Raw genomic sequence first — 20,121 nt, forward strand, 5'->3', positions numbered from 1 at the left:
CTTCCCCAAAAGCTAGTTAAAGAGGTTGATTAAATGGCGTGGGTTCCGCGCAGCATTCCCGGCCCCGAAATTCGCCTTAATTTGGAACAATATGGCGCAAAACCAGTAATAACGGCAATCTCATAGAATTCTTTTCTTCGGCGCTTTGAAATAAGGCTCTTCTCGCAAACTGCGACCGGAGAGAAGGAATGACTTCGGGCATCCCTCACTTCCGTCATTGCGAGCCAAGCGAAGCAATCCATAGCGCGGCAAGGAGGCAAGAACGGATTGCTTCGCGGAGCCTGTCATCGGGCGCGCATTCGCGCGACCCGTTGGCTCGCAATGACGACAAACCCTGAAAAGCCCCCGATCAGCGCGTGGGATAGGGCCGCGCGCAGAACCGCGCCGGCCTAAAGGCCCGCGCCCTTCCCCAAAAACCCGGCAAATGAACGGTCGACGATATCGGCCGCATTGAGCTTTTGCTTGATCAAGCCGGCGCGGAAATACAGGTCGATGGTTTTCTGCTCTTCGGCCACAACGCCGTCATCGATCGGCGCCATCTGGATTTTCGCGCGATTCAGCCAGTTGATCGCCACCGCCGGCGGAATGTTCATCAGCTTGCCCCAAGTCTCCGCGTAAGCATTGACATTGGTCAGCGACCACTGGCGGGCCGCGGTCAACCGCCGCAGAAAATCCTCCAGCTCCGGCCGCTTGTCGCGGATCGCATTGGATGAGGCGACCTCGAAGCTTAATCCAGACGCCAGACCTTCCGCGCTGAGCAATCGCTTCGACTGGAACAGCACTTCTTCCTGACTCACATAAGGCTCCCAGGTCGACCACGCATCGACGGAACCCTGGGTGTAAGCCACCTTGGCATCCGAGGGCGCGAGGAACACGATCTGCACATCACTCGTCGACCATCCCCGCGATTCCAGCGCGGCCAGAATAAGCTGATGGCCGATCGAGCCGCGGCCGGTCGCGATCTTCTTTCCCTTCAGATCATCGAAACTGTGAATATGCGAGTCGCGCGGCACCAGGATCGCGAGGCCTTCGCGGCTCTGCTTGATGGCGCCGATCGCCTTCACCGACACGTTGGCAGCTGCGGCGAACGTGAACGGCGCGTCGCCGACCACGCCGGTCTCGATGGCGCCGGCACCGAGCGCTTCCAGCAACGGTGCGGCCGCCGGAAATTCCTTCCACTCGATCTTGTAGGGCACATCCTTGAGCACGCCGGCCGCTTCCATCACGGCTTGCGAATTGCCCTTCTGGTCGCCGACCCGCAGCGTGGTTTGGGCCGACGCCGAAGTGATCGCGCCCAGCAACAAGCCCGCAATGAAAAGACCGCGTATCATTCGGCTGCCACTCCCCGGGCGCGGCTGCGCTCGGCGATCAGTTCGCGCGTGCGCGGGATCAGTTCGCGGCCGTAATCAATCGCGTCGATCAGGGGATCGAAGCCGCGAATGAGGAAATGGCTGACGCCGAGATCATAGTAATCGCCGAATACTTCGGCGACCTGCTCGGGCGTTCCGACCAGGGCTGTGGTGTTGCTGTTGGCGCCGGTGAGCTTGGCGATCTCCGTCCACAGCCGCTTGTCGATCCGGGTGCCTTGCTCTGCCAGCGACAGCAACCGGCGCGCACCGGCGGTCGCATGACCGTCGGCTGGCTTGCGATAGCCGGTCTTGTCCTGCAGCGCGGTCGCGCGCGCCAAGATCTCTTCGGCCTTGGCCCACGCCTTCTCTTCGGTGTCGGCGATGATGGGACGGATCGACAGGCTGAAGCGCGGTGTCGGCCGGCCGTGCTTGGCGGCGGCGACGCGCACCCGCGAGGTCACATCGCGCACCTGAGCGTAGGATTCGCCCCACAGCGCGAACGTATCGGCATGCTTGCCTGCGACTTCGATCGCGGCATCGGACGCTCCGCCGACGAAGATCGGAATGCCCGTGCTGCGATAGGGCTTCACTTGTGAGAACCCATTCTGAACCTGATAATATTTTCCGTTGTAGCTGAACGGCTTCTCGCTGGTCCATTGCGACCGCAGCACATCGAGAAACTCGTCGGTGCGGGCGTAACGTGCGTCCTTGTCGTCGAGCGTATTGCCGTCCTGCCGCAGCTCGGTCGCATTGCCGCCGGTGATCACATGCAGCGAAACCCGGCCTTCGGAAAACTGATCGATGGTAGCCAACTGACGGGCGAGCAATGTCGGAGCGGTAAAGCCCGGCCGCTGCGCGATCATGACATGAAGCCGGTCGGTCACGCTCAATACGTGTTGGCCGACCTGAAGCCCGTCCGGCGTGGTCGAATGAAAAGCCAACAGCGCGCGGTCGAACCCGGCGGTCTCATGGGCTTTCGCCACGGTCTCGATGTAGCGGCGATCGAGCACCGGTCCGGACCGAACGATGGTCTCGGACGAATTGTTGTTGGTGATGTATCCGATGAATTCGACGGACATGGGTGGCTCCGGTTCAGGCGGTGAGAATAATGATGGGGTGGCGCGAAATAGGTGTCGAGGATGGCCCGGAAATAAGGACAAGCCCCCTGTCGCACGGGCCGACGCGCGGCTTTTATTTCAGCAGCAGGGTCAAACGCAGCGGAATCTTCCCCGTCGCCTCCCTCTTTCAGAGGCCAAGCGCAAGCCGGCCGGCGATCACGCGCGTGGCATCGTCCTGCGGAGTATGAACGCGTCCGCACAGCACGTCGCGATAATGCCGCTCCAGCGGATTGGCCCGGGTCAGGCCGTGATTGCTGGTCAATGACAGCGCTTGCTCGACGACCGCGACCGCGTTGTTGGTGACGGTAAGCTTGATGATGTTGGCTTCGGACGGACTTAGCTGGACACCATCGTCGAAATCTCCCGCGAAACTTTCGATCAGCCGGGCGTTGACCGCCAGATTAGCTTCAATGGCGCCGACGATCTCCTGCGCGCGCGGCAGCGTGGCCAACGGCGCGCCGAGATTGGACGGCGTGCGATCCTTGAGAAATTCGATGACCCAATCGCGCGCGGCGCGGGCGACGCCATCGTAGATCGCCGCAACGAAGATCGCATGGACCGTCGCCTGGGTGAGATCCGGCACCAGCCATTCATCGGGTTTGCGGACATCGATTTCATAATCGAGCGGAAACACCACGTCGTCGAATATGACATCGTGACTGCCGCTGGCGCGCAGCCCGAGATGATCCCAGGTCTCGACGATGCGGATGCCCGGCAATCCCGCCGGAACCAGAAATATGCCGACCCGCACATCCGGCTCGTCAGTCTTCGCCCACACCGCGTACCATTTCAGGATCGGCGCGCCGGTCGAATAGATCTTGCGGCCGCTTAGCCGCCATCCCGTCTCGGTCTTGCGTGCAATCGTCGCCGGCAGCCCGCCGCGCGACGGCGACCCCTGATCGGGCTCGACCCGCAGCGCATTGATCAAGGCCACGTCTTCGATGGTTTCACGGGCCAGCTTGCGCGCGAGACGGGCCGGCCAGTGCGAGCTCCGCGCCATCACCAGATGCTGGATGTAATGCATCGACAGCACCAGCGCCGTCGATGGATCAGCCTTTCCGAAGATACCAAGGATGCGCGCGGCATCCAGCGCCCCTGCTCCATCGCCGCCCAGCGCGGCCGGCACGGTCAGCGCCAGCAAGCCTGCCTTGGACAGTGCCTCGAAATTCTCGAACGGAAAACTCGCATCGCGGTCATGCTGGGCCGCCCGGCTGGCGAATTCGGAAGCCAGCGCGTTGGCGCGGTCGAACACGTCAACCGTTGCGTCGACCGGAACTTCCTTGCGGTTGGTGCTCACCATGTTGCGTCCAATCCGAGCAGTCCGAGAATGTTCCGGCGCAGCTCCGACAGTTTCGGATCGCCCCGATGCCGCGGATAGGGGCTATCGACCGCAATATCCGCCTTGATGCGCGCCGGGCGGTCGCTGAACACGATGACGCGGTTAGCGAGAAACACCGCTTCTTCGACATCATGGGTCACCAATAGCGTGGTGAATCCGCTGCGCTGCCAGAGCGAGGCGATTTCCGCCTGCATGGTGATGCGCGTCAGTGAATCGAGCTTGCCGAGCGGTTCGTCGAGTATGAGGAGTTGGGGATCGTTGACCAGCGCCCGCGCCAGCGCGACCCGCTGCGCCATGCCGCCCGAGAGCTGATGGGGGTAGGCGTTACGAAAGCCCGAGAGCCCGACCAGCTCGATCGCGGCATCGACGCGGTGACGCTGGGTCTTCAAAATGCCCTGGGCTTCCAGGCCGAGCGCGACGTTGTTCCAGACGGTGCGCCATGGAAACAAGGTCGGATCCTGAAACACCACGACGCGCGAAGGAAACGGCCCGGTGATCGGATCTCCGTCTTCACGCAGCGTGCCCGATCGCGGCGCCTCAAGGCCCGCGACCAGACGCAGCAAGGTCGACTTGCCGCATCCGGACGGACCGAGCAGGGCAACGAATTCACCCGGCTTGACCGAAAAGCTGACATCGTCCAGCACCGGCAGAACAGCGCCATCGATATCGAAAGCATGGCTGACGCCCTCGACATCCAGCGCGGCGCCTCTGGCCAGCGCCGTTGACGCGCGCTCAGTAACCGCGAGCGCTACCATTTCACGACGCCCTTCTGCCAGACCAATAGGCGGTCGCGGGTCCGGAACAGCAGCGTGATCGCGCCCGAGCACAACAGCGACATCACGATCAGCGCGGCATACATGTTCGCATAGGCCGCCCAGCCCTGCGCCCATTGCAGGTACCAGCCGAGCCCGGACTTGACCCCGATCATTTCGGCGACGACCAGCACGGCAAAGGACGATCCCAGTCCCATGAACAGGCCGACAAAGACATGCGGCAGCGCTGCGGGAATGGCGACTTTCAGCACCAGGAACGAAGGCTTGGCGCCCAGCGTCCGCGCCACGTCGTAATAGGCGTTGCTGACGCTCGCGACGCCGGACCAGGTCAGGACCGTGACCGGGAATCCCGTCGCCAGCGCAATCAGGAACGTGCTCGCGCTCCAGCTCGAAGGAAACGTAAAGAACGCGATCGGAAGCCACGCCGTCGCCGGCAGCGGCCCGATGAACCGCAAAATCGGATGCACCCAATAGCCGACGCTGCGCGACCAGCCGATCGATACGCCAGTCAGGAATCCGGCAACCGCGCCGATCACGTAGCCGCCAAGCTGAAGCTTGACGGATGCAAAGGCGCTATCGAGCAGCTTGGGCAGATCGTCGGTATAGACTTCGACGATGGCTTGCGGCGGCGGAAAGAACGGCAGCGGCAGCCAGCCGAATTTTGCGGTCGCGACCTCCCACAAGCTCAGGAACAATCCGAGCACCAGCAGCCACGGCGCGCGTTTCTGCAGACCCGCGCCGAAACGGCCGAGCAGGCTTCCGCTCAATGTCGTGACAAGAACAATGCCGGCGATAACAAAGGCCGAAATCGCGACTTCATGCGTTCGCGACCAATCACCGCGATCTTCCCACCACAGGCAGGAGAGGCCGAAGACAGCCCATGCCGCGCTGGCGACGACACCGCTTCCATTGACCGGAAGCAGCCTGAAAAGCGACAGCCTCGGTAACGACAGCGAGCGTCCCGCGAATGCCGCGCCCTCTTCCACCGATTGCGGTAGCCCGACCGCCTCAGGCACTGAATAGATCGACATAAATCCGCTCCGCAAATTTCGTCGTATCGGTGCTCGGCTTGAAAACGGACACCAGCTTCAGATCGTCAGCATAGGCCTTGAGCTCCTGCTTGAGCACCGCGCCGACCGGATGGTGATGATGGGTGTGATAGCGGACCATCGCCTGCAGATCTTCGATGCTGGCGTTCTTGGGCGCGTAGGGCTGGAACGAGGCGGCTGCCTTGTCCGGATTCTGCGAGGTGAACATCGCCGCGTCCAGCAGTGCCTGCGTGATGGCGCGCGCGACCTGCGGCTCCTCCCGCACCAGACTGCCGCGCAATCCGACGATGCAGCAGCTCTTGTCCTTGTAGTCGCCGTCCAGATTGGACGCGACTTCCTTGTAGCTACTGTCCTTCAGCCAGAGATAGGCGATCGGATCGGACGCCAGCACCGCCTGGACTTCGCCCTTATCGGCGGCCAACTGCAGCAGATTGCCCGGGTAGACCCGCCAATCGACATCCTTGTTGGGATCGAGGCCCAATCTCGCGAGCTGGATCGAGAAGAAATTCTTGTCGGGACCGGCGAGATCCCCGACACCGACGACCTTGCCCTTGAGATCGGCGAGTTTGTCGACGCCCGAATTGGTCCGCGACAGGACGCGCATGCAGCCGCCATGAGTTCCGGCCGCGATCTTGACATCAAAGCCTTGCTCGAGCGGCTTCAGCCAACGCAGCGCCATGCCGAGGCCCGCATCGGTCTTGCCGGTCGCAATCGCCTCCAGCAATTGATCCGTCGAGCCGCTGTAGTTGACTAGTTCGACGTCGAGATTCTGTTTCTGGAAAAAGCCGTGATCGATCGCCACCGGCAGCGGCGCGAGGCAAACAGCGCCGGCATTCCAGGACAGTTTCAGCTTTCGCGGAGCGCCTGTCAGCGGCGGTGCATCGGATGCGGTCTTGCAGATCGGGAATTCCGAGAAGTCGATATTCGGCGTCAGGTTGCGGAACGGAAAGGCCTGCGCGCTGAACACGCCGATCGGCGCGGCAAATGCCGCGGCAGCTCCGGCGCCTAGCAGCGTGCGGCGATCCAGCAACGACCTGTCTTGCTTGGTATCTTTCGGCATTGTTTTCTCCTGCTTTTTGGGCGGCAGCAAGCCGCCATCGGCGCAACGCATGAGTGCTGCGGCCGGTTACTGCGTCGCGTTGGTTTTACGTGAATTCGCTTCTATTGCTGCGAGCGTACAGCTCTCGCGCCATTGAATTGACGTTCAAATGATGCGTCGCGGCATCGCAATCGTCAATGAAATGGAATTTTGAATGTGAAACCGAACGGAGAGATTATCTCCACAATTGCGTTATCCGGCGGTGGAACGCTTTTCGCGCCGTTAAAAAATGTGCAGAGCTGTAAGTTCGATGCAACACCCGCCTGCTCGGCGGGAATAGCCTTGAGCAGCAGGCAATAGCCATGGTCACGCGAAAGGCGAGACGATCATTGCTCGCCCGCCAAAATATTCAGTTGGCCATTTCATTGACTGCGATCCAGTTGCTCTTAGGCTTGATCGGTCTCGGACGCGCGCCAAACCAAGCGCCAATCAACCCGGAGCAACGATGAGCAGGAATCCGATCACGTCCAAATCCAGAATCCATGCACGCCTCCGCAGTGTCCGTGCGGTGCTGTTCGGCGCCGCCGTCAGCATTTCAGTCACCGCATCGGCTCTGGCCGCCGACGTGGTGACGCTTCGGGTCGGCGATCAAAAGGGCGGCAATCGCTCGCTGCTCGAGATTGCGGGGCTCGCCAAGGATCTTCCCTACAAGATCGAATGGTCTGAATTTCCCGCGGCTGCGCCGATTCTTGAAGCGCTCAATGCCGGCGCGCTCGATGTCGGCTATACCGGCGATCTGGCCTTCCTGACCGTGTACGCGACGGGCGCGCCGATCAAGGCCATCGGAGGCACTCGCGCCGATGCCCGAACACAGGCCATTCTGGTGCGCGCGGATTCGCCGATCAGGACCGCCGCCGACCTCAGAGGCAAGCGACTCGCAGGAACGCGGGGCGGCTGGGGCCAGTTCCTGATCGACGCGACGCTGGAAAAGGCGGGAAATAAAATAGAGGACGCGACGTTTGCGCCGCTGGGCCCGGTGGATGCCAAGATCGCGCTGCTCGCGGGCTCCATCGATGGCTGGGCCGTCTGGGAGCCTTACGTGTCCTATGCGACGCTGAAGGACAATGCGCGTGTTGTCGCCGATGGCGAAGGCCTGACGCCGACCATCACATTCTTCGTGGCTTCCGACCAGGCGATCGCGAACAAGCGTGCGGCCGTGCAGGATCTGGTTCAAAGGCTGGACAAAGCGCGGCTATGGTCGCTGGATCATCTCTCAGAATACGCAAAAAGCACCGCCGAACTAACAAAACTGCCGGAAGACGTGCTGCTCGCCGCGTACACCGCGCAGCGCGCCAGCCCGATCGCGATCGATGCAAGCGTCGTCAAGGCGGTGCAGGAAGCCTCCGACCGCGCCACGCGGTATGGCATTTTGGCCAAAACGCTCGATGTGAGCAAAGCGGTGGATCGCAGCTTTACGGTTGGGTCGAGCGCATCCAACTGACGGCGGAGATTGAAGACCATGCGAACTTACTTCACCTCTCCCCTTGTGGGAGAGGTCGGATCGCATCGTCAGATGCGATCCGGGTGAGGGGTTTAGCTCCATCGATGGACCTGAACCCCTCACCCCAACCCTCTCCCACTCGAAGTCGGATATATCCGACTTCGATAATTTAATATGCCCAACTCGGGTAAACCCGAGTTGGGTGGGAGAGGGGACGCACTGCCGTTGCTGCAAAAGATCACATCATAATCTAGCTCTTACCGTTCAAACGCTTACTTATGAAACACCAGCGTCCGCAACTCGATGCTCTCGCGCGGCGGGGCGTCGGCTGGCGTGGTCGGATCGGCAAAGGCGGTGTGGGGCGCGAAGCGAGAGCGTCCGTCGGTCGCGGAATCATAACATTTCAGCAGCAAGGCCTCATCGACCGTCATCCTCGGTACATAGAACCATTGATGTTCCGGATTGTACTTCACTGAATAGGTTTCGCCGACACGGTTGGGATAGACCAGATCGGACGCCACCAATTCGTTCGCGTGTACAGTGCGGGCATCGCAGACCGCCAACGGCGAGTCGAGCAGCGGTCCGCGGATCGGCCGCCAGATGTTGATGATCTGAACGCGGCCTTTCAGAAGTTCTTCCGCTTCGTCTGGAATCAGGTCCCGAACGCGTTGCGGACCGGATTTCGCGGTGTGATCGACATGGACACGCGCAACCGGCTGGCGCAGAAGATTGCCTGCTCGATCTTCCGCGCCTTCGACGCGCTTGCGCACGGTGTGATCGAAGATGAAGACCCGGTCGGCGCCGGTCGCGGCTTTGATCAGCCGCTCGGCTTCCGGATAGTAAACCGCCTTGATCTCGTCGTCGTTGTAAAAATCCTTGACCGAACTCGTTTGCCGGACCAGCGCGAACCCTTCGCGGTCAAGCGAGACTGTTTCGCTGATCAGGCGAATGTCATAAATCGGGAGACTGTGCGCATCCGGCACGATGTTCGACTTCGGTTGGCCGGAAGGCGGTTCAAAAGTGTAGGTCCGTGGCCGATCGACTGACGGCGTCAGGTAATTGAGGTCGGCGGTCACAAACGACAACGCCGCGATCTTTTCGTTTTGCAGTCCCATGTTGTTCTCCTTTTTGTTGGGTGTAGTTTTGTTGCTGGTTCCGGTCTTGCGCTTAAAAGGACTCCTTGAACGGCCGCAGATCCAGTTCGTGCGTCCAGGCCGAGCGGTGCTGCGTATGAAGATGCCAATAGGCATCGGCAATCGCGTCGATGTTCAGCATTCCATCGGCGCCACGCTCGATCTTCAGCTGCGGCACCGCGCTATTGAGTTTCTCGCCGTCGATACCGCCGTCAATGACGACATGACCGACATGAATTCCCTGCGGCCCGAACTCGCGCGCCATGGATTGAGCCAGTGAACGAAGTCCGGCCTTGGCCGATGCGAAGGCGGTGAACGGCGGCTTGCCGCGCAGGCTGGCAGTAGCGCCCGTAAAAATGATCGTGCCTTGACCTCGCGGCGTCAGCCGCCGGGCGGCCTCACGCCCGACCAGAAATCCGCCAAGGGTCGCCACCCGCCAGGTCTGCTCGAACAATTCGGCCGGCATGGTGCGGAAGTCATGGCGGACATTGTTGCCGGCGTTGAACACAACGAGATCGAGGACGTCACCGGATGCTTCCGCGAAATCGAACAGTGCGATAATGTCGGACTCGATGGTCGTATCTGCCCTGAAAGCCTCGGCCCTGCCGCCACTTTCGACGATGGTACGGACCACTTGCGAAAGTTTTGCTTCCGAGCGCCCGGCAACGATTACCTTGTGGCCTTCCGCAGCAAAGCGCCGCGCCAACGCAGCGCCCAGCCCCTGCTCGGAACCAACTCCGACAACGATAGAAGTGCGTTGAGGCGTGCTCATGGAAGGCCTCTCGCTTGCCCGAGTGCATCCCAAGGCAAATGACAGAACTCAATCTGTGTCAGCCGGCCGGCTTCGCCAATGACCCGCGGAAAATAAGATTGATGTCACGCAATCCGGCTATGCCAGGAAAGATTCTTCCAGGTAACTGGCCTACGGCGGAAGTCTTGTTACTGCCGCACCCTCTCAGCGCGATTTGGAAACGAGAACTGCGCCGCAACGGAAATGCTCAGGTTTCATCTTCGCAGGGCGGCATCGGGAGAATGATCCCTGCGCCACCCGCTCAAACTTTGGAATTCAAAAACAGGGCCGGCGTGATCATTGTTGCGTTCTGCAACACGTCCCAGTTTGATGGGAGAAACATCATGCCGCTTTATGTCGTGCGTCATCTCGGTGGAGAGCGCGAGGAATTGCCGTGCTTTCTGCAGCTCGAGGACGAAGGTGCGGCGATGTACTTCAATATCGTTCACGGGAGGAAAGTTCGCCGGCGGTTCACCACGGAACGCGTGGGTGACAAATGCACGGATTATGTGCTTGTCGCGCGGGAATCCGGAAACGGCGGTTTTGTCGAGGAAAGAGAAATTTCCCTGTTCAATTTAACGCCGCATGAGGTTCGGCTTATGTGAGGGGCGCGTTGATTGTTACTGCATCGCTCTGCAACAACAACGACGGTGCGCTCCCTCCCCCTTGTGGGGGAGGGTTGGGGAGAGGGGTACAGTCTATCGATGGACCTGAACCCCTCACCCGAATTGCTTCGCAATTCGACCTCTCCCACAAGGGGAAAGGTGAAAGGAACGACTTTACGCCGCGCCGCCGACGGTTCCCACGATCACATCCTTGCCGTCGCGGATGACCTGATGCAGGAACGGCCGGCCGATCAATTCGCCGCGCTCGTCGAATTTGAGATCCTGTCCGGCGCCGGTGAAATCGATCGCTTCACCCTTGCGCACCAGCGCCAGCGCTTCGGCTCCGGTTGCGACTTTCGTACCCGGTCCGTTGGTGACTGTTCTGATCTCCCTGGCGAATTCAACGGGATTGGCCGACTTCGCTTTCTCGATCGCGACCGCGAGAACATTGATCGCATCGTATTGCAGGGCCGCGAACGGAAACACGGTACCGTCGGGCGCGCCAAGCGCCTTGACGAAAGCCTTGTATTCCGGCCGATCCAGCGGACTGATCGGCTGGACATGCTCGATGCCTTCGGCGACTTCCTTGCCGACATTCTTGACGAACGGGCTGGAGCCGTCGATGCCGGCGGCCGCGGCGATCGTCAATGAGAACACCTTGCCCTTGTAGCCGCCGCGATAGATTTCCTTGGCGATCGACGTGAACTGGTTGACGTATCCCGGCACGAAGATCGCGTCGGGCTCGGCGGCATAGACCTTCTCGATTTCCGCCCGATAAGACGGCTGATCCGGCTTGAATTCGACGTCCGACACGACGCGGGCGCCGCCCTGCTTGATCGTGCTGAGAAACGCCGGAATCATCGAGGCCACGAACGGGTTCTGCAGATGCAGCAGGCCGATCTTCTTGTAGCCGCCCTTGAGAACCGCGCGCGCCGCCGGCTCGCCCCAGCTCGATGCACGCGCCTGGAAGCGCCACACCAGACCCTTGGTATCGCCTTCCGTGACTTCATCAGCGGATCCGAGCGCGGTGAGCACCACGTTCTTTTCCAGCGTCAGCGGGCGCACGGCCAGAATAGGCGCCGATCCCCACACCGCGGTGATCGCGACGACCTTGTCGATATCGAGCAGCTTGCGCGCCGCCTTGACTGCCGCGGTCGCGCTGGTTTCGTCGTCTTCCACGAACAGTTCGATCTTGCGACCGCCAAGCACACCGCCCGCGGCATTGATCTGGTCGGCGGCCAACTTCGACGCCTTGACGATGTCGACGCCATAGGGACCACCGCCACCGGTCAATGGCGCGAGGACGCCGATCCGGATCGGCTCATTTGTCTGCGCGTATGCAAGACGCGACGCGAAGGGCAATGCGGCGATGCCGCCCATCAGTTGACGGCGAGAGAGGGAGAAATTCATGGGGATGTTCCTTGTTTGGTATTATTCGGCGGCTTCGCGGACCACGACGCCCTGTTCGATATCGAATTGCAGAATGTCGTTGAAGCGGTTGAAGGCCCCACACAGCGCGATGCGCCAGGTCAGCTCGACGATCTGCGCTTCGGAGAAGTGCTCCCGGAGCCGGGTGAAGACCTCATCGCGAGTCTTGTTCCAGTTGTTGGTGACCGCGATGGCGTATTCGACCACCAGTCTGTCGACGTCGTCGAGTTCGGGATGATCCTTGTAGTCGAGCAGGCGCTCGGCGCCCTCTTCCGACACGCCCTGGATCGCGAGCTTTGGGGCGTGATGCGATACGCAGTAGGTGCACTTGTTCAGCAGCGAGACCGTGACGAGCCCGAGTTCCAGATAGCGCTTCGATACCACCGCCTCGTCGGCGAGATCGACCAGCAACGACCAGATATGCTTGAAGATCGGCGGCCGGTGCGCCATTACGCCGGCCTGATTTTCGAACGCGCCGTAGGTGCTCATCTTGTCCCACAGCGGTTGCAGCTCGGCCGGCAAATCCGTCCTGGTTTTGATGGATACGCGTGACATGGTTTTCTCCAGTGATTAGCTATTGGCGTCGGGACGGGATGGATTTTGCACCGACAGGCGATATTCCCGCGCAAGACCGTCGGGCCTGTAAATCAGAATTAAAATAAGCCCCGCGCCGATCAGCGCCAATCGCAGCGAGGCCGCTTGCTGGGCCGAAAGAAACGGCACGAAATCTTTCAGAAACCGCGTTCCCTCCAGCAGGACCATGACCGTGCAGGCGCCCACCAGCAATCCTCGATTTGAACCCTTGCCGCCGACGATCACAGTCATGAACGCATAGACGGTGATAAAGCCCGCGAATTCGCCGGGATCGATGTAGCTGAAGTAGTAGGCATGCAGCGCGCCTGCGAGGCCGATCACGGCGCCGCCGATCGCGAATGCTTTGACCCGCAATGCCAGCACATTCTTGCCGAGCGTCGCAGCCACCACATCGTCCTCGCGCACCGCCCGCATCGCACGCCCGAACGGCGAACGGATGATCCGGTCGAGAACCGCATAGACGATCGCGACCAGCGCGAGACACAAAGCCAGGAAGAACGCTTCGTAATATTGACCGCCGATCAGGCCAACCAAAGGCCGCGGGATATCGCGAATGCCGTTGGTGCCGCCGGTGAGCCAAGTCTCGTTCATCAACACCAGCCGCACCGATTCCGAAAACGCCAGCGTCGTGATGGCGAGGTAATCCTCACGCAGCCGGATCGTCGCCAGCGACACGACAGCGGAAATCGCCGCCGTCAACGCGATGGCGGCGACCGTTGCCGTGAATCCATCGACGCCCTGCTTGGACAGGATCGCGGCGGTGTAGGCGCCGACGCCATAAAATCCGGCAAGGCCGAAATTGATCATGCCCGCCTGGCCCCATTGCACATTGAGGGCAAAGCCGATCAGCACCGCCAGCGAGACAAAGGTCAGGATCGCGACGAGATATCCGGTCATCGGCGGATTCTCACAGCGCCAAACAGGCCCTGCGGCCGCATCAGCAGAACCAGCACCAGCACCACAAAGCTGATGCCCTGACGGTAGGTCGTGGAGACCGCCAGCGCCGAAGTCTCCTCCACCAGCCCGATGATCAAGGCGCCGACGACCGCGCCAAAGGGATTGCCGAGACCTCCGATCACGGCGGCGGCGAACACCGAAACCAGATAATTCATGCCGATCAGGGGATCGACGATGCCGTCGAGCGCAATCATCACGCCGGCGAGCGCCGTCAGCACGCCCGAAATTGCCCAGGTCCAGTCGACGGTTCGCGCGCGCTCGATGCCGCGCACTTCGGCCAGATCCGGATCGTCGGAAATGGCCCGCATCGCGCGGCCCAATCGCGTCCGCTTGAGCAGAAAGGCAATCGCCGCCATCGCCGACAGGGAAGCCACCGCGATCTGCAATTGTTCATGGTTGAGCCGCAAACCGTGCCAGATCAACGGCCGCGCGACCGGCACATCGAGGGTGCGGACATCGGCGCCGTAGAAAAAACGCAGCACATTCTCAAGCACGAAGGCGACGCCCATCGACGCGACCAGCAGCGTGACGTGGTCGGCGTTGCGGATCTGGCGATAGACGCCGCGCTGGATCGCGATCGCGATCAGCGCCAGTACAATCGCCGCAATCGGCGCCGCAAGCACGATCGGCGCGCCGAACGAAGTGTTGGCGATATAAGCGAGGTACGCGCCGGTCGTGATCATCGCACCGATCGAAAAATTCGCAAAATTCAGGATGCCATAGGTCAGCGACAGCGCAATCGCGGGCAGCGCAATCAGGAGACCCGAAACCAGGCCGTTAAGCAGCGCTTGCATCATCGCTGCGCCTTTCCTGGCCAGAATTTTCGGACTTTGCTTTCGCTCCGCCCAAAAACAGCGATCTCACTTCGGGATCGGACAAAAAGACGTCCGCGCCCCACTTGCCCCTGATTCCACCGGCGACCAGCAGAACGACATCGTGGGACACCCGCATCGCCTCGATCAGATTTTGCTCGATCATGATCACGGTGACGCCGGCACGGTTTACCGCCGCGACCGCGTCGAGCATCGTCGTCACATACCGCGGCGAAAGCCCCGCCGAGGGCTCGTCGAGCAACAGCGTGGTTGGTCCGGGAATTAATGCACAGCCCATCGCCAGCATCTGGCGCTGGCCGCCGCTAAGCGTCCCCGCAAGCTCGCCGAGCCGTGCCGTCAAATCCGGGAAAAGATCGAGCACGCGGTCGCGCGCCGCATTGAATTCCTTTTCCGGCGACTTGCGACGAATGAATTCGAAACCGATGCGAAGGTTTTCGCCAATCGTCAGATTCTTGAAGACATTACGTTCCTGCGGGACGTATCCGAGACCAGCCAGCGCGCGCTGCGGCGGCGACAGCGGCGTGATATCCCGGCCGCCGATCAAGATCTGGCCCAGTCGCGGCCGCAACAGCCCAACCAGCGTCTTCATCAATGTCGATTTGCCGGCGCCGTTCGGCCCCGCGATGGTCGTGATCCGCCCTTGCGCCGCCTGCAGCGTCACGGACGCGATGATATCGGATGCGCCGTAACCTGCGTAGACGTCACGCACCTCAAGAGCGGCGGCGGAAACCGTCATGCCTTCAATCCGAGATAGGCTTCAACGACGCGGGCATCGCCGGTGACATCTGCAAAGGATCCCTGCGTCAATATCCTGCCTGCCGCCATGACGTAGACTTCCTCGCACAGCGCCGCGACGACATCGAGATCGTGTTCGATAATGAGGAAATCCACGCCCTCCGCCGCAAGGCCGCGAATGGTGTCGATCAGGACTTCTTCCATCGCGGGCGCCACGCCCGCGGCCGGCTCGTCGAGCAACACCAATTTTGGCTTGAGCATCAGCGCGCGGGTGAGTTCCAGCAGCTTTTTCTGTCCGCCGGACAAGCTCGCTGCCGGTGCATCCGCGAGCCGCCATAGACTGACTTTCAGAAGAGCTGCGCGCGCCGTCTCGATCGCCGCCTCTTCTTCCTGCCGGACCCGCTTGCCGTGCGCGAAAAGCTGCATCAGTCTTTCGCCGGTCTGCTGCGGGCGCGCCAGCAACAAATTCTCCAATACCGTGAGCTGGCCAAGGTCACGCGAAATCTGGAAGGTTCGCACCAGGCCCTGCGCGGCAAGCCGGTGCTGCGGCAGCGCGCCGATGTCGTTGCCACGGAACAGTACGCGGCCGGCGGTGGCGCGTTCAACACCCGAGATGATGTTGAGCAGCGTGGTCTTGCCGGCGCCGTTGGGGCCGATCAGGCCGGTGATCCGTCCGCCGGGCGCACCGGGTAGATCGAGGTCGATGCCAGCGACGGCCTGCAACCCGCCATAGGTCTTTTGCAGTCCCAGCACCTGAAGCAGCGGCACGTCGCTCATCGGCCGCTCAACCGTGCCCGTGACCGGCGCAACCGCGCGGGCCGCCGGCAAATCCGACACGATCCTGAGATCGAGGGAATCCTGAAGCGCGGTGGCGGCTGAACCCATTGAAATGCTTTACGATGCACGAGCCAAGCAGGGCGGCGGATGCCGCTGCCGAAGGCCGCTGGAATTGGTGCCGATACAATAGTTTGCTTTGCAACATGCGGGCCGATCTCGAGAAAATAATAAAGTTGTCCCTCCGGCGGAGGCTAAAAGAGAGCAAACGTGCTTCAGCCTGCGCCGTCGAGAAATAGTGTTTCGTCACCGGTGTGAGCACCGCCGCCGATATTTCAGGTTTGAAGATGCCCCCGCAGGGTTGAGGCCGTGTAGTCCTCGCGGAACACGCCGAGACGTTGTAATTCCGGCACCACACCATCCACGAATTCGGCAAAGGACTCCGGCAGGAATGCCGGTGACACCACAAAGCCGTCCGCATCGCCGGAAGTGAAAATATCCGCAAGCTCATCGGCGATTTGCTTCGGCGTACCGCATAGCTGCGGCACCAGCACGCACTCACCGTATTTCCGGCCGATCTCGCGCAGGCTCAGCGAATTGTCACGGGCGATCCGCGACGCCATCGCAATCAGGCTTTGGGTCCCGGTGCTGCGCAGTTGCTCGACCGGCGCATCGAGGTCGAGCGTGCTCAAATCGACATTGGAATGCGCCGACAGCGTCGATAGCCCGACCATCGGATCTACCAGCGCGTTGGCGATATCTCTCTTTTCCTGTGCCTCCTCGCGGGTGCGGCCGACAAAGGGCATGATGGCGGTCAGGGATTTGCAGCTTCCCTCCGGCCGGTTCAACCGCCGCGCTTCCTCGCGAACACCCTCGGTCGAGCGTTTCATGTGGTCGCGCGTCGGCGAGATGTTGAAAATGACCTCCGCCCATTTCACCGCAAAGGCCCGGCCGCGATCGGAAGCGCCGGCCTGAATGATCACCGGACGCCCCTGTGGACCCCTGGGAATATTGAGCGGGCCGCGCGACTTGAAATAGGTGCCCGCGTGGTTGACGTAATGCACTTTCGCCGGATCGGCATAAAGTCCCCTGGCGCGATCGAGCGTGAGCGCGCCGTCTTCCCAGCTATCCCAGAGCTTGAAGATCAGCTCCATGAACTCCTCGGCGCGGTCGTAGCGCTGGTCATGGTTGAGATGGCTCTCGATCCCGAAATTGAGCGCTTCGCCGTCATTCATTGACGTCACGACATTCCAGGCCGCCCGGCCGTTCGACAGATGATCGACGGTGCCGAATTCGCGCGCCAGATGATAGGGCTGGTCATAGGTGGTGGAGCGCGTGGCGCCGAGCCCGATATGCCGCGTGGTCGCCGCCAGCGCGCCCAGAATGGGGACGGGATCCATCCGCGTCGAATCCTGGTCGCCGTGGCGCAGCCCGACTTCCTTGTCGTCGCCAAACCGATCGGCAATCGCGAGCCGATCCGCAAAGAAAATCAGATCGAACTTGCCGCGCTCCAGCGTACGGGCCACTTCAACATAATAATCCGATGTCAGGAACGGGACCTCATGGGCCGGGTTACGCCACAGCGCATGGCTATGCGCGACCGGGCCCGCGATGAGAAATCCGGCTAGATTCATGTGACGTGGGGACAACGCAACAACCTCCGTCAGGAATGGCTTTTGTCACTTCTATACCAGAGATCTGACACCGACGACCCCAATCGTGGCAATAGCTGCCCGCTTGCACTGACCGCATGAATGGTTAGGTTTGCAGCCTGTGAGTCGTAGCTTCGCGCGCGGCCTCTCCCACCGAGACCTCAAGCCGATTTCATGCCCACATTCACGCCGCATCAGGATTCCGCGCTGAAGGCCGTTGCCGACTGGCTGAAGGCGAAACCGGGCCGGAACGGCACGCCGCCGATCTTCCGGCTGTTCGGCTATGCCGGCACCGGCAAGACCACCTTGGCGCGGCATATCGCCGATGGCGTCGATGGCGAGGTGAAGTTCGCGGCTTTCACCGGCAAGGCCGCGCTGGTGATGCGCAACAAGGGCTGCGACAACGCTTCAACTATTCATTCGCTGATCTACCGCGCGCGCGAATCCGGCGTCGAGCAGCCGAGCTTTGAGCTGTGGGACGACGCGCCGGCCTCAAAGGCGAAACTGATCGTGATCGACGAATGTTCGATGGTCGATGCGGAACTCGGCCGCGACCTGATGTCGTTCGACTGTCCGCTGCTGGTGCTTGGCGACCCCGCGCAATTGCCGCCGATCCAGGGCGGCGGATTCTTCACCGATTGCGAACCGGACTCGATGCTGACCGAAGTGCATCGCCAGGCGCAGGACGATCCGATCGTGCGGATGTCGATGGACGTGCGCGAGGGCCGCGACCTCGACATCGGCCGCTACGGCGAAAGCGAAGTGGTGTCGCGTTCCGAGCTTGACCCAGACCGCGTGATGAGCGCCGATCAGGTGCTGGTCGGGCGCAACAATACGCGGCGCTCCTACAATATGCGGGTGCGGCAGAAGCAGAACATCGAGGATCCCTTGCCGGTCGCAGGCGACAAGCTGGTGTGCCTGCGCAACAACCGCAAGAAGGGCCTGTTCAACGGCGGCCTGTGGCGCGTGAAATCGCGCGCGCAGTCGAAATCGAAGATTATCACCATGCGGCTGTCGCCCGACGAGGATTTCGGCCACAAGGTGACAAAAGTTTCCGTCCGCGGCGACTGCTTCGGCGGCGCCATCGAGACCATCCCGTGGGAACAGCGCAAGCCCTATGACGAGTTCGACTACGGTTACGTGCTCACGGTGCACAAATCGCAGGGCTCGCAATGGGACGATGTGGTGCTGTTCGACGAAAGCTTTGCGTTTCAGGAAAGCCGTGCGCGGTGGCTTTATACGGGGATTACGCGTGCGGCGAAGCGGTTAAGTATCGTGGTGTAGACGCTATCCCTTAGCGAGGTATCTCAACGTCATTGCGAGCGAAGCGAAGCAATCCATTTAGCGGCGATAAGAAAGAATGGATTGCTTCGTCGCTTACGCTCCTCGCAATGACGGGGATCAAGACCTACTTCCTCGCCACAAAGTAAAAATCCTCCCGCCCCGGCGGCGAACCATACGTAAACGGCTGCCCCCGGGGTATGACAGTCTGTCGATCAATAGCAACCGCGGTTCAGTTTGGCGTTCGGGCGCTTTGCCGCAGGCTGTATTTCCTTCCTAACAGGCTGGGAACATGGACATTTATTCACGAATGAGTGTCCCCATGGCCGTAACAAGCGCCGCTTTGCCCCGTATCTAGTGGCATCAGGGAGACCAGCCCGATTGCGAACCGCCACTCCCGCTCTAAACTACCCCCAACCGCTGACCTCAAGAGGAAGCCCCCCATGTCCCGTAGCCAATTTAGCCGCCTTTCGCTTTACGCTGCCGCCATCGGAGCGCTCGCGGCCACCGCCTTTGTAGCCGCGCCCGCGCTGGCCGCCGAAGATGCCGTGATCATTCCCGCGCCCGCGGCCGACGTTAAGGCTGGCGACGGCATCCAGACCGTGGTCATCGCGGGTGGTTGCTTCTGGGGCGTGCAGGGCGTGTTCCAGCACACATCAGGGGTCGTCAACGCAGTGTCCGGTTACGCCGGCGGCAGCAAGAGCACCGCCGACTACAGCACAGTCTCGACCGGCACCACCGGCCATGCGGAATCGGTCGAGGTCAAATACGATCCGAAGAAGATCAGCTACGGCAAGATCCTGCAGATCTTCTTCTCGGTCGCACACGATCCGACGCAGTTGAACCGTCAGGGTCCGGACAGCGGCACGCAATACCGCTCCGCGATCTTCACCACCAATGACGAACAGAAGAAGGTGACCGACGCCTACATCGCGCAGCTCAATGCCGCCAAGGTCTACAAGAAACCGATCGTGACCAAGGTCGGACCGCTCGAAGGGTTCTTTCCGGCCGAGGCCTATCATCAGGACTACCTGACGCTTCACCCGAACCAACCCTATATTGCCTACAACGACATCCCGAAGGTCGAAAACCTGAAGAAGATTTTCGCCGAGAACTACATCGAGAAGCCGACGCTGGTCAGCGCCAAGCTCACCAACTGAAGGCTGTTAGT

The 20,121-nt window shown here is 61.2% G+C and carries 19 protein-coding genes; 4 read left to right on the plus strand and 15 right to left on the minus strand.

Going from position 1 to position 20,121, the window contains the following annotated elements; translation table 11 throughout:
• Window positions 1-389 precede the first annotated feature (389 nt).
• The 6 genes from HB676_RS12685 to HB676_RS12710 form a co-directional block, all read right to left on the minus strand.
• Window positions 390-1,331 (minus strand): ABC transporter substrate-binding protein, encoded by a 942-nt coding sequence (locus HB676_RS12685; protein ID WP_213738129.1) that lies wholly within the window; start codon window positions 1,329-1,331, stop codon window positions 390-392.
• Window positions 1,328-2,428, minus strand: a complete 1,101-nt coding sequence (locus HB676_RS12690; protein ID WP_213738130.1) for an LLM class flavin-dependent oxidoreductase — start codon at window positions 2,426-2,428, stop codon at window positions 1,328-1,330. The genes HB676_RS12685 and HB676_RS12690 overlap by 4 nt, the downstream gene beginning before the upstream one ends.
• A 166-nt stretch (window positions 2,429-2,594) precedes the next feature.
• Window positions 2,595-3,767 carry an acyl-CoA dehydrogenase family protein gene (locus tag HB676_RS12695; RefSeq protein WP_213738131.1) on the minus strand — a complete coding sequence of 391 codons (1,173 nt, stop codon included), beginning with the start codon at window positions 3,765-3,767 and terminating at the stop codon, window positions 2,595-2,597.
• Window positions 3,761-4,561, minus strand: a complete 801-nt coding sequence (locus HB676_RS12700) for an ABC transporter ATP-binding protein (RefSeq protein WP_213738132.1) — start codon at window positions 4,559-4,561, stop codon at window positions 3,761-3,763. Before HB676_RS12700 ends, HB676_RS12695 begins: the two co-directional genes overlap by 7 nt.
• Window positions 4,555-5,610 carry an ABC transporter permease subunit gene (locus HB676_RS12705; protein ID WP_213738133.1) on the minus strand — a complete coding sequence of 352 codons (1,056 nt, stop codon included), beginning with the start codon at window positions 5,608-5,610 and terminating at the stop codon, window positions 4,555-4,557. The genes HB676_RS12700 and HB676_RS12705 overlap by 7 nt, the downstream gene beginning before the upstream one ends.
• On the minus strand, window positions 5,588-6,688 hold the full coding sequence (locus tag HB676_RS12710) for an ABC transporter substrate-binding protein (protein ID WP_213738134.1): 1,101 nt from the start codon (window positions 6,686-6,688) through the stop codon (window positions 5,588-5,590). The genes HB676_RS12705 and HB676_RS12710 overlap by 23 nt, the downstream gene beginning before the upstream one ends.
• Before the next feature lie 484 nt (window positions 6,689-7,172).
• On the opposite strand from HB676_RS12710, the gene HB676_RS12715 reads away from it, so the two are divergent.
• Window positions 7,173-8,168: an ABC transporter substrate-binding protein gene (locus tag HB676_RS12715; RefSeq protein WP_213738135.1), complete on the plus strand. Its 996-nt coding sequence runs from the start codon at window positions 7,173-7,175 to the stop codon at window positions 8,166-8,168.
• Between the two features lie 272 nt (window positions 8,169-8,440).
• Here the strand turns inward: HB676_RS12715 and HB676_RS12720 are convergent, their stop codons facing one another.
• Window positions 8,441-9,283 carry a CmcJ/NvfI family oxidoreductase gene (locus HB676_RS12720; RefSeq protein WP_213738136.1) on the minus strand — a complete coding sequence of 281 codons (843 nt, stop codon included), beginning with the start codon at window positions 9,281-9,283 and terminating at the stop codon, window positions 8,441-8,443.
• Between the two features lie 52 nt (window positions 9,284-9,335).
• Window positions 9,336-10,073, minus strand: coding sequence for an SDR family NAD(P)-dependent oxidoreductase (locus HB676_RS12725; RefSeq protein ID WP_213738137.1), 738 nt, complete (start codon window positions 10,071-10,073; stop codon window positions 9,336-9,338).
• Window positions 10,074-10,111: 38 nt separating this feature from the next.
• Between HB676_RS12725 and HB676_RS12730 the strand changes: the two genes are divergently transcribed.
• Window positions 10,112-10,696, plus strand: a complete 585-nt coding sequence (locus HB676_RS12730; RefSeq protein ID WP_213738138.1) for a hypothetical protein — start codon at window positions 10,112-10,114, stop codon at window positions 10,694-10,696.
• A 174-nt stretch (window positions 10,697-10,870) separates the two neighbouring features.
• Here the strand turns inward: HB676_RS12730 and HB676_RS12735 are convergent, their stop codons facing one another.
• The 7 genes from HB676_RS12735 to HB676_RS12765 all read right to left on the minus strand — a co-directional run bounded on the left by HB676_RS12735 (window position 10,871) and on the right by HB676_RS12765 (window position 17,666).
• On the minus strand, window positions 10,871-12,106 hold the full coding sequence (locus HB676_RS12735) for an ABC transporter substrate-binding protein (RefSeq protein WP_213738139.1): 1,236 nt from the start codon (window positions 12,104-12,106) through the stop codon (window positions 10,871-10,873).
• Window positions 12,107-12,127: 21 nt separating this feature from the next.
• A complete protein-coding gene (locus HB676_RS12740) occupies window positions 12,128-12,679 on the minus strand; it encodes a carboxymuconolactone decarboxylase family protein (RefSeq protein WP_213738140.1) in 552 nt (183 codons plus the stop codon).
• A gap of 15 nt (window positions 12,680-12,694) precedes the next feature.
• Window positions 12,695-13,615, minus strand: a complete 921-nt coding sequence (locus tag HB676_RS12745; RefSeq protein WP_213738141.1) for a branched-chain amino acid ABC transporter permease — start codon at window positions 13,613-13,615, stop codon at window positions 12,695-12,697.
• Entirely contained in the window at window positions 13,612-14,472 is an 861-nt protein-coding gene (locus HB676_RS12750) for a branched-chain amino acid ABC transporter permease (RefSeq protein ID WP_213738142.1), read from the minus strand. The genes HB676_RS12745 and HB676_RS12750 overlap by 4 nt, the downstream gene beginning before the upstream one ends.
• Complete coding sequence (locus HB676_RS12755) at window positions 14,453-15,244, minus strand: ABC transporter ATP-binding protein (protein WP_213738143.1); 792 nt, start codon at window positions 15,242-15,244, stop codon at window positions 14,453-14,455. Before HB676_RS12755 ends, HB676_RS12750 begins: the two co-directional genes overlap by 20 nt.
• Window positions 15,241-16,128 (minus strand): ABC transporter ATP-binding protein, encoded by an 888-nt coding sequence (locus HB676_RS12760; protein ID WP_213738144.1) that lies wholly within the window; start codon window positions 16,126-16,128, stop codon window positions 15,241-15,243. Before HB676_RS12760 ends, HB676_RS12755 begins: the two co-directional genes overlap by 4 nt.
• 224 nt (window positions 16,129-16,352) lie before the next feature.
• A complete protein-coding gene (locus HB676_RS12765; RefSeq protein ID WP_213738145.1) occupies window positions 16,353-17,666 on the minus strand; it encodes an LLM class flavin-dependent oxidoreductase in 1,314 nt (437 codons plus the stop codon).
• 177 nt (window positions 17,667-17,843) lie between these two features.
• Here HB676_RS12765 and HB676_RS12770 point away from each other — a divergent pair, with 177 nt between their 5' ends.
• Together HB676_RS12770 and msrA are read left to right on the plus strand one after the other, a co-directional pair.
• Window positions 17,844-18,953, plus strand: a complete 1,110-nt coding sequence (locus tag HB676_RS12770; RefSeq protein WP_213738146.1) for an ATP-dependent RecD-like DNA helicase — start codon at window positions 17,844-17,846, stop codon at window positions 18,951-18,953.
• A 440-nt stretch (window positions 18,954-19,393) separates the two neighbouring features.
• Window positions 19,394-20,110, plus strand: a complete 717-nt coding sequence (msrA, locus tag HB676_RS12775) for a peptide-methionine (S)-S-oxide reductase MsrA (protein ID WP_213738147.1) — start codon at window positions 19,394-19,396, stop codon at window positions 20,108-20,110.
• The last annotated feature ends 11 nt before the right edge of the window (window positions 20,111-20,121 follow it).

Origin of the sequence: Bradyrhizobium sp. dw_411 (genome assembly GCF_018449695.1) — a bacterium.
In the GTDB taxonomy this organism is placed as follows: domain Bacteria; phylum Pseudomonadota; class Alphaproteobacteria; order Rhizobiales; family Xanthobacteraceae; genus Bradyrhizobium.

Excerpts from the sequence above, each read along its gene's own strand:
- HB676_RS12685 (WP_213738129.1), bottom strand. The coding sequence starts at position 1,331 with ATGATACGCGGTCTTTTCATTGCGGGCTTGTTGCTGGGCGCGATCACT.
- HB676_RS12690 (WP_213738130.1), bottom strand. The coding sequence starts at position 2,428 with ATGTCCGTCGAATTCATCGGATACATCACCAACAACAATTCGTCCGAG.
- HB676_RS12695 (WP_213738131.1), bottom strand. The coding sequence starts at position 3,767 with ATGGTGAGCACCAACCGCAAGGAAGTTCCGGTCGACGCAACGGTTGAC.
- HB676_RS12700 (WP_213738132.1), bottom strand. The coding sequence starts at position 4,561 with ATGGTAGCGCTCGCGGTTACTGAGCGCGCGTCAACGGCGCTGGCCAGA.
- HB676_RS12705 (WP_213738133.1), bottom strand. The coding sequence starts at position 5,610 with ATGTCGATCTATTCAGTGCCTGAGGCGGTCGGGCTACCGCAATCGGTG.
- HB676_RS12710 (WP_213738134.1), bottom strand. The coding sequence starts at position 6,688 with ATGCCGAAAGATACCAAGCAAGACAGGTCGTTGCTGGATCGCCGCACG.
- HB676_RS12715 (WP_213738135.1), top strand. The coding sequence starts at position 7,173 with ATGAGCAGGAATCCGATCACGTCCAAATCCAGAATCCATGCACGCCTC.
- HB676_RS12720 (WP_213738136.1), bottom strand. The coding sequence starts at position 9,283 with ATGGGACTGCAAAACGAAAAGATCGCGGCGTTGTCGTTTGTGACCGCC.
- HB676_RS12725 (WP_213738137.1), bottom strand. The coding sequence starts at position 10,073 with ATGAGCACGCCTCAACGCACTTCTATCGTTGTCGGAGTTGGTTCCGAG.
- HB676_RS12730 (WP_213738138.1), top strand. The coding sequence starts at position 10,112 with ATGACAGAACTCAATCTGTGTCAGCCGGCCGGCTTCGCCAATGACCCG.
- HB676_RS12735 (WP_213738139.1), bottom strand. The coding sequence starts at position 12,106 with ATGAATTTCTCCCTCTCTCGCCGTCAACTGATGGGCGGCATCGCCGCA.
- HB676_RS12740 (WP_213738140.1), bottom strand. The coding sequence starts at position 12,679 with ATGTCACGCGTATCCATCAAAACCAGGACGGATTTGCCGGCCGAGCTG.
- HB676_RS12745 (WP_213738141.1), bottom strand. The coding sequence starts at position 13,615 with ATGACCGGATATCTCGTCGCGATCCTGACCTTTGTCTCGCTGGCGGTG.
- HB676_RS12750 (WP_213738142.1), bottom strand. The coding sequence starts at position 14,472 with ATGATGCAAGCGCTGCTTAACGGCCTGGTTTCGGGTCTCCTGATTGCG.
- HB676_RS12755 (WP_213738143.1), bottom strand. The coding sequence starts at position 15,244 with ATGACGGTTTCCGCCGCCGCTCTTGAGGTGCGTGACGTCTACGCAGGT.
- HB676_RS12760 (WP_213738144.1), bottom strand. The coding sequence starts at position 16,128 with ATGGGTTCAGCCGCCACCGCGCTTCAGGATTCCCTCGATCTCAGGATC.
- HB676_RS12770 (WP_213738146.1), top strand. The coding sequence starts at position 17,844 with ATGCCCACATTCACGCCGCATCAGGATTCCGCGCTGAAGGCCGTTGCC.
- msrA (WP_213738147.1), top strand. The coding sequence starts at position 19,394 with ATGTCCCGTAGCCAATTTAGCCGCCTTTCGCTTTACGCTGCCGCCATC.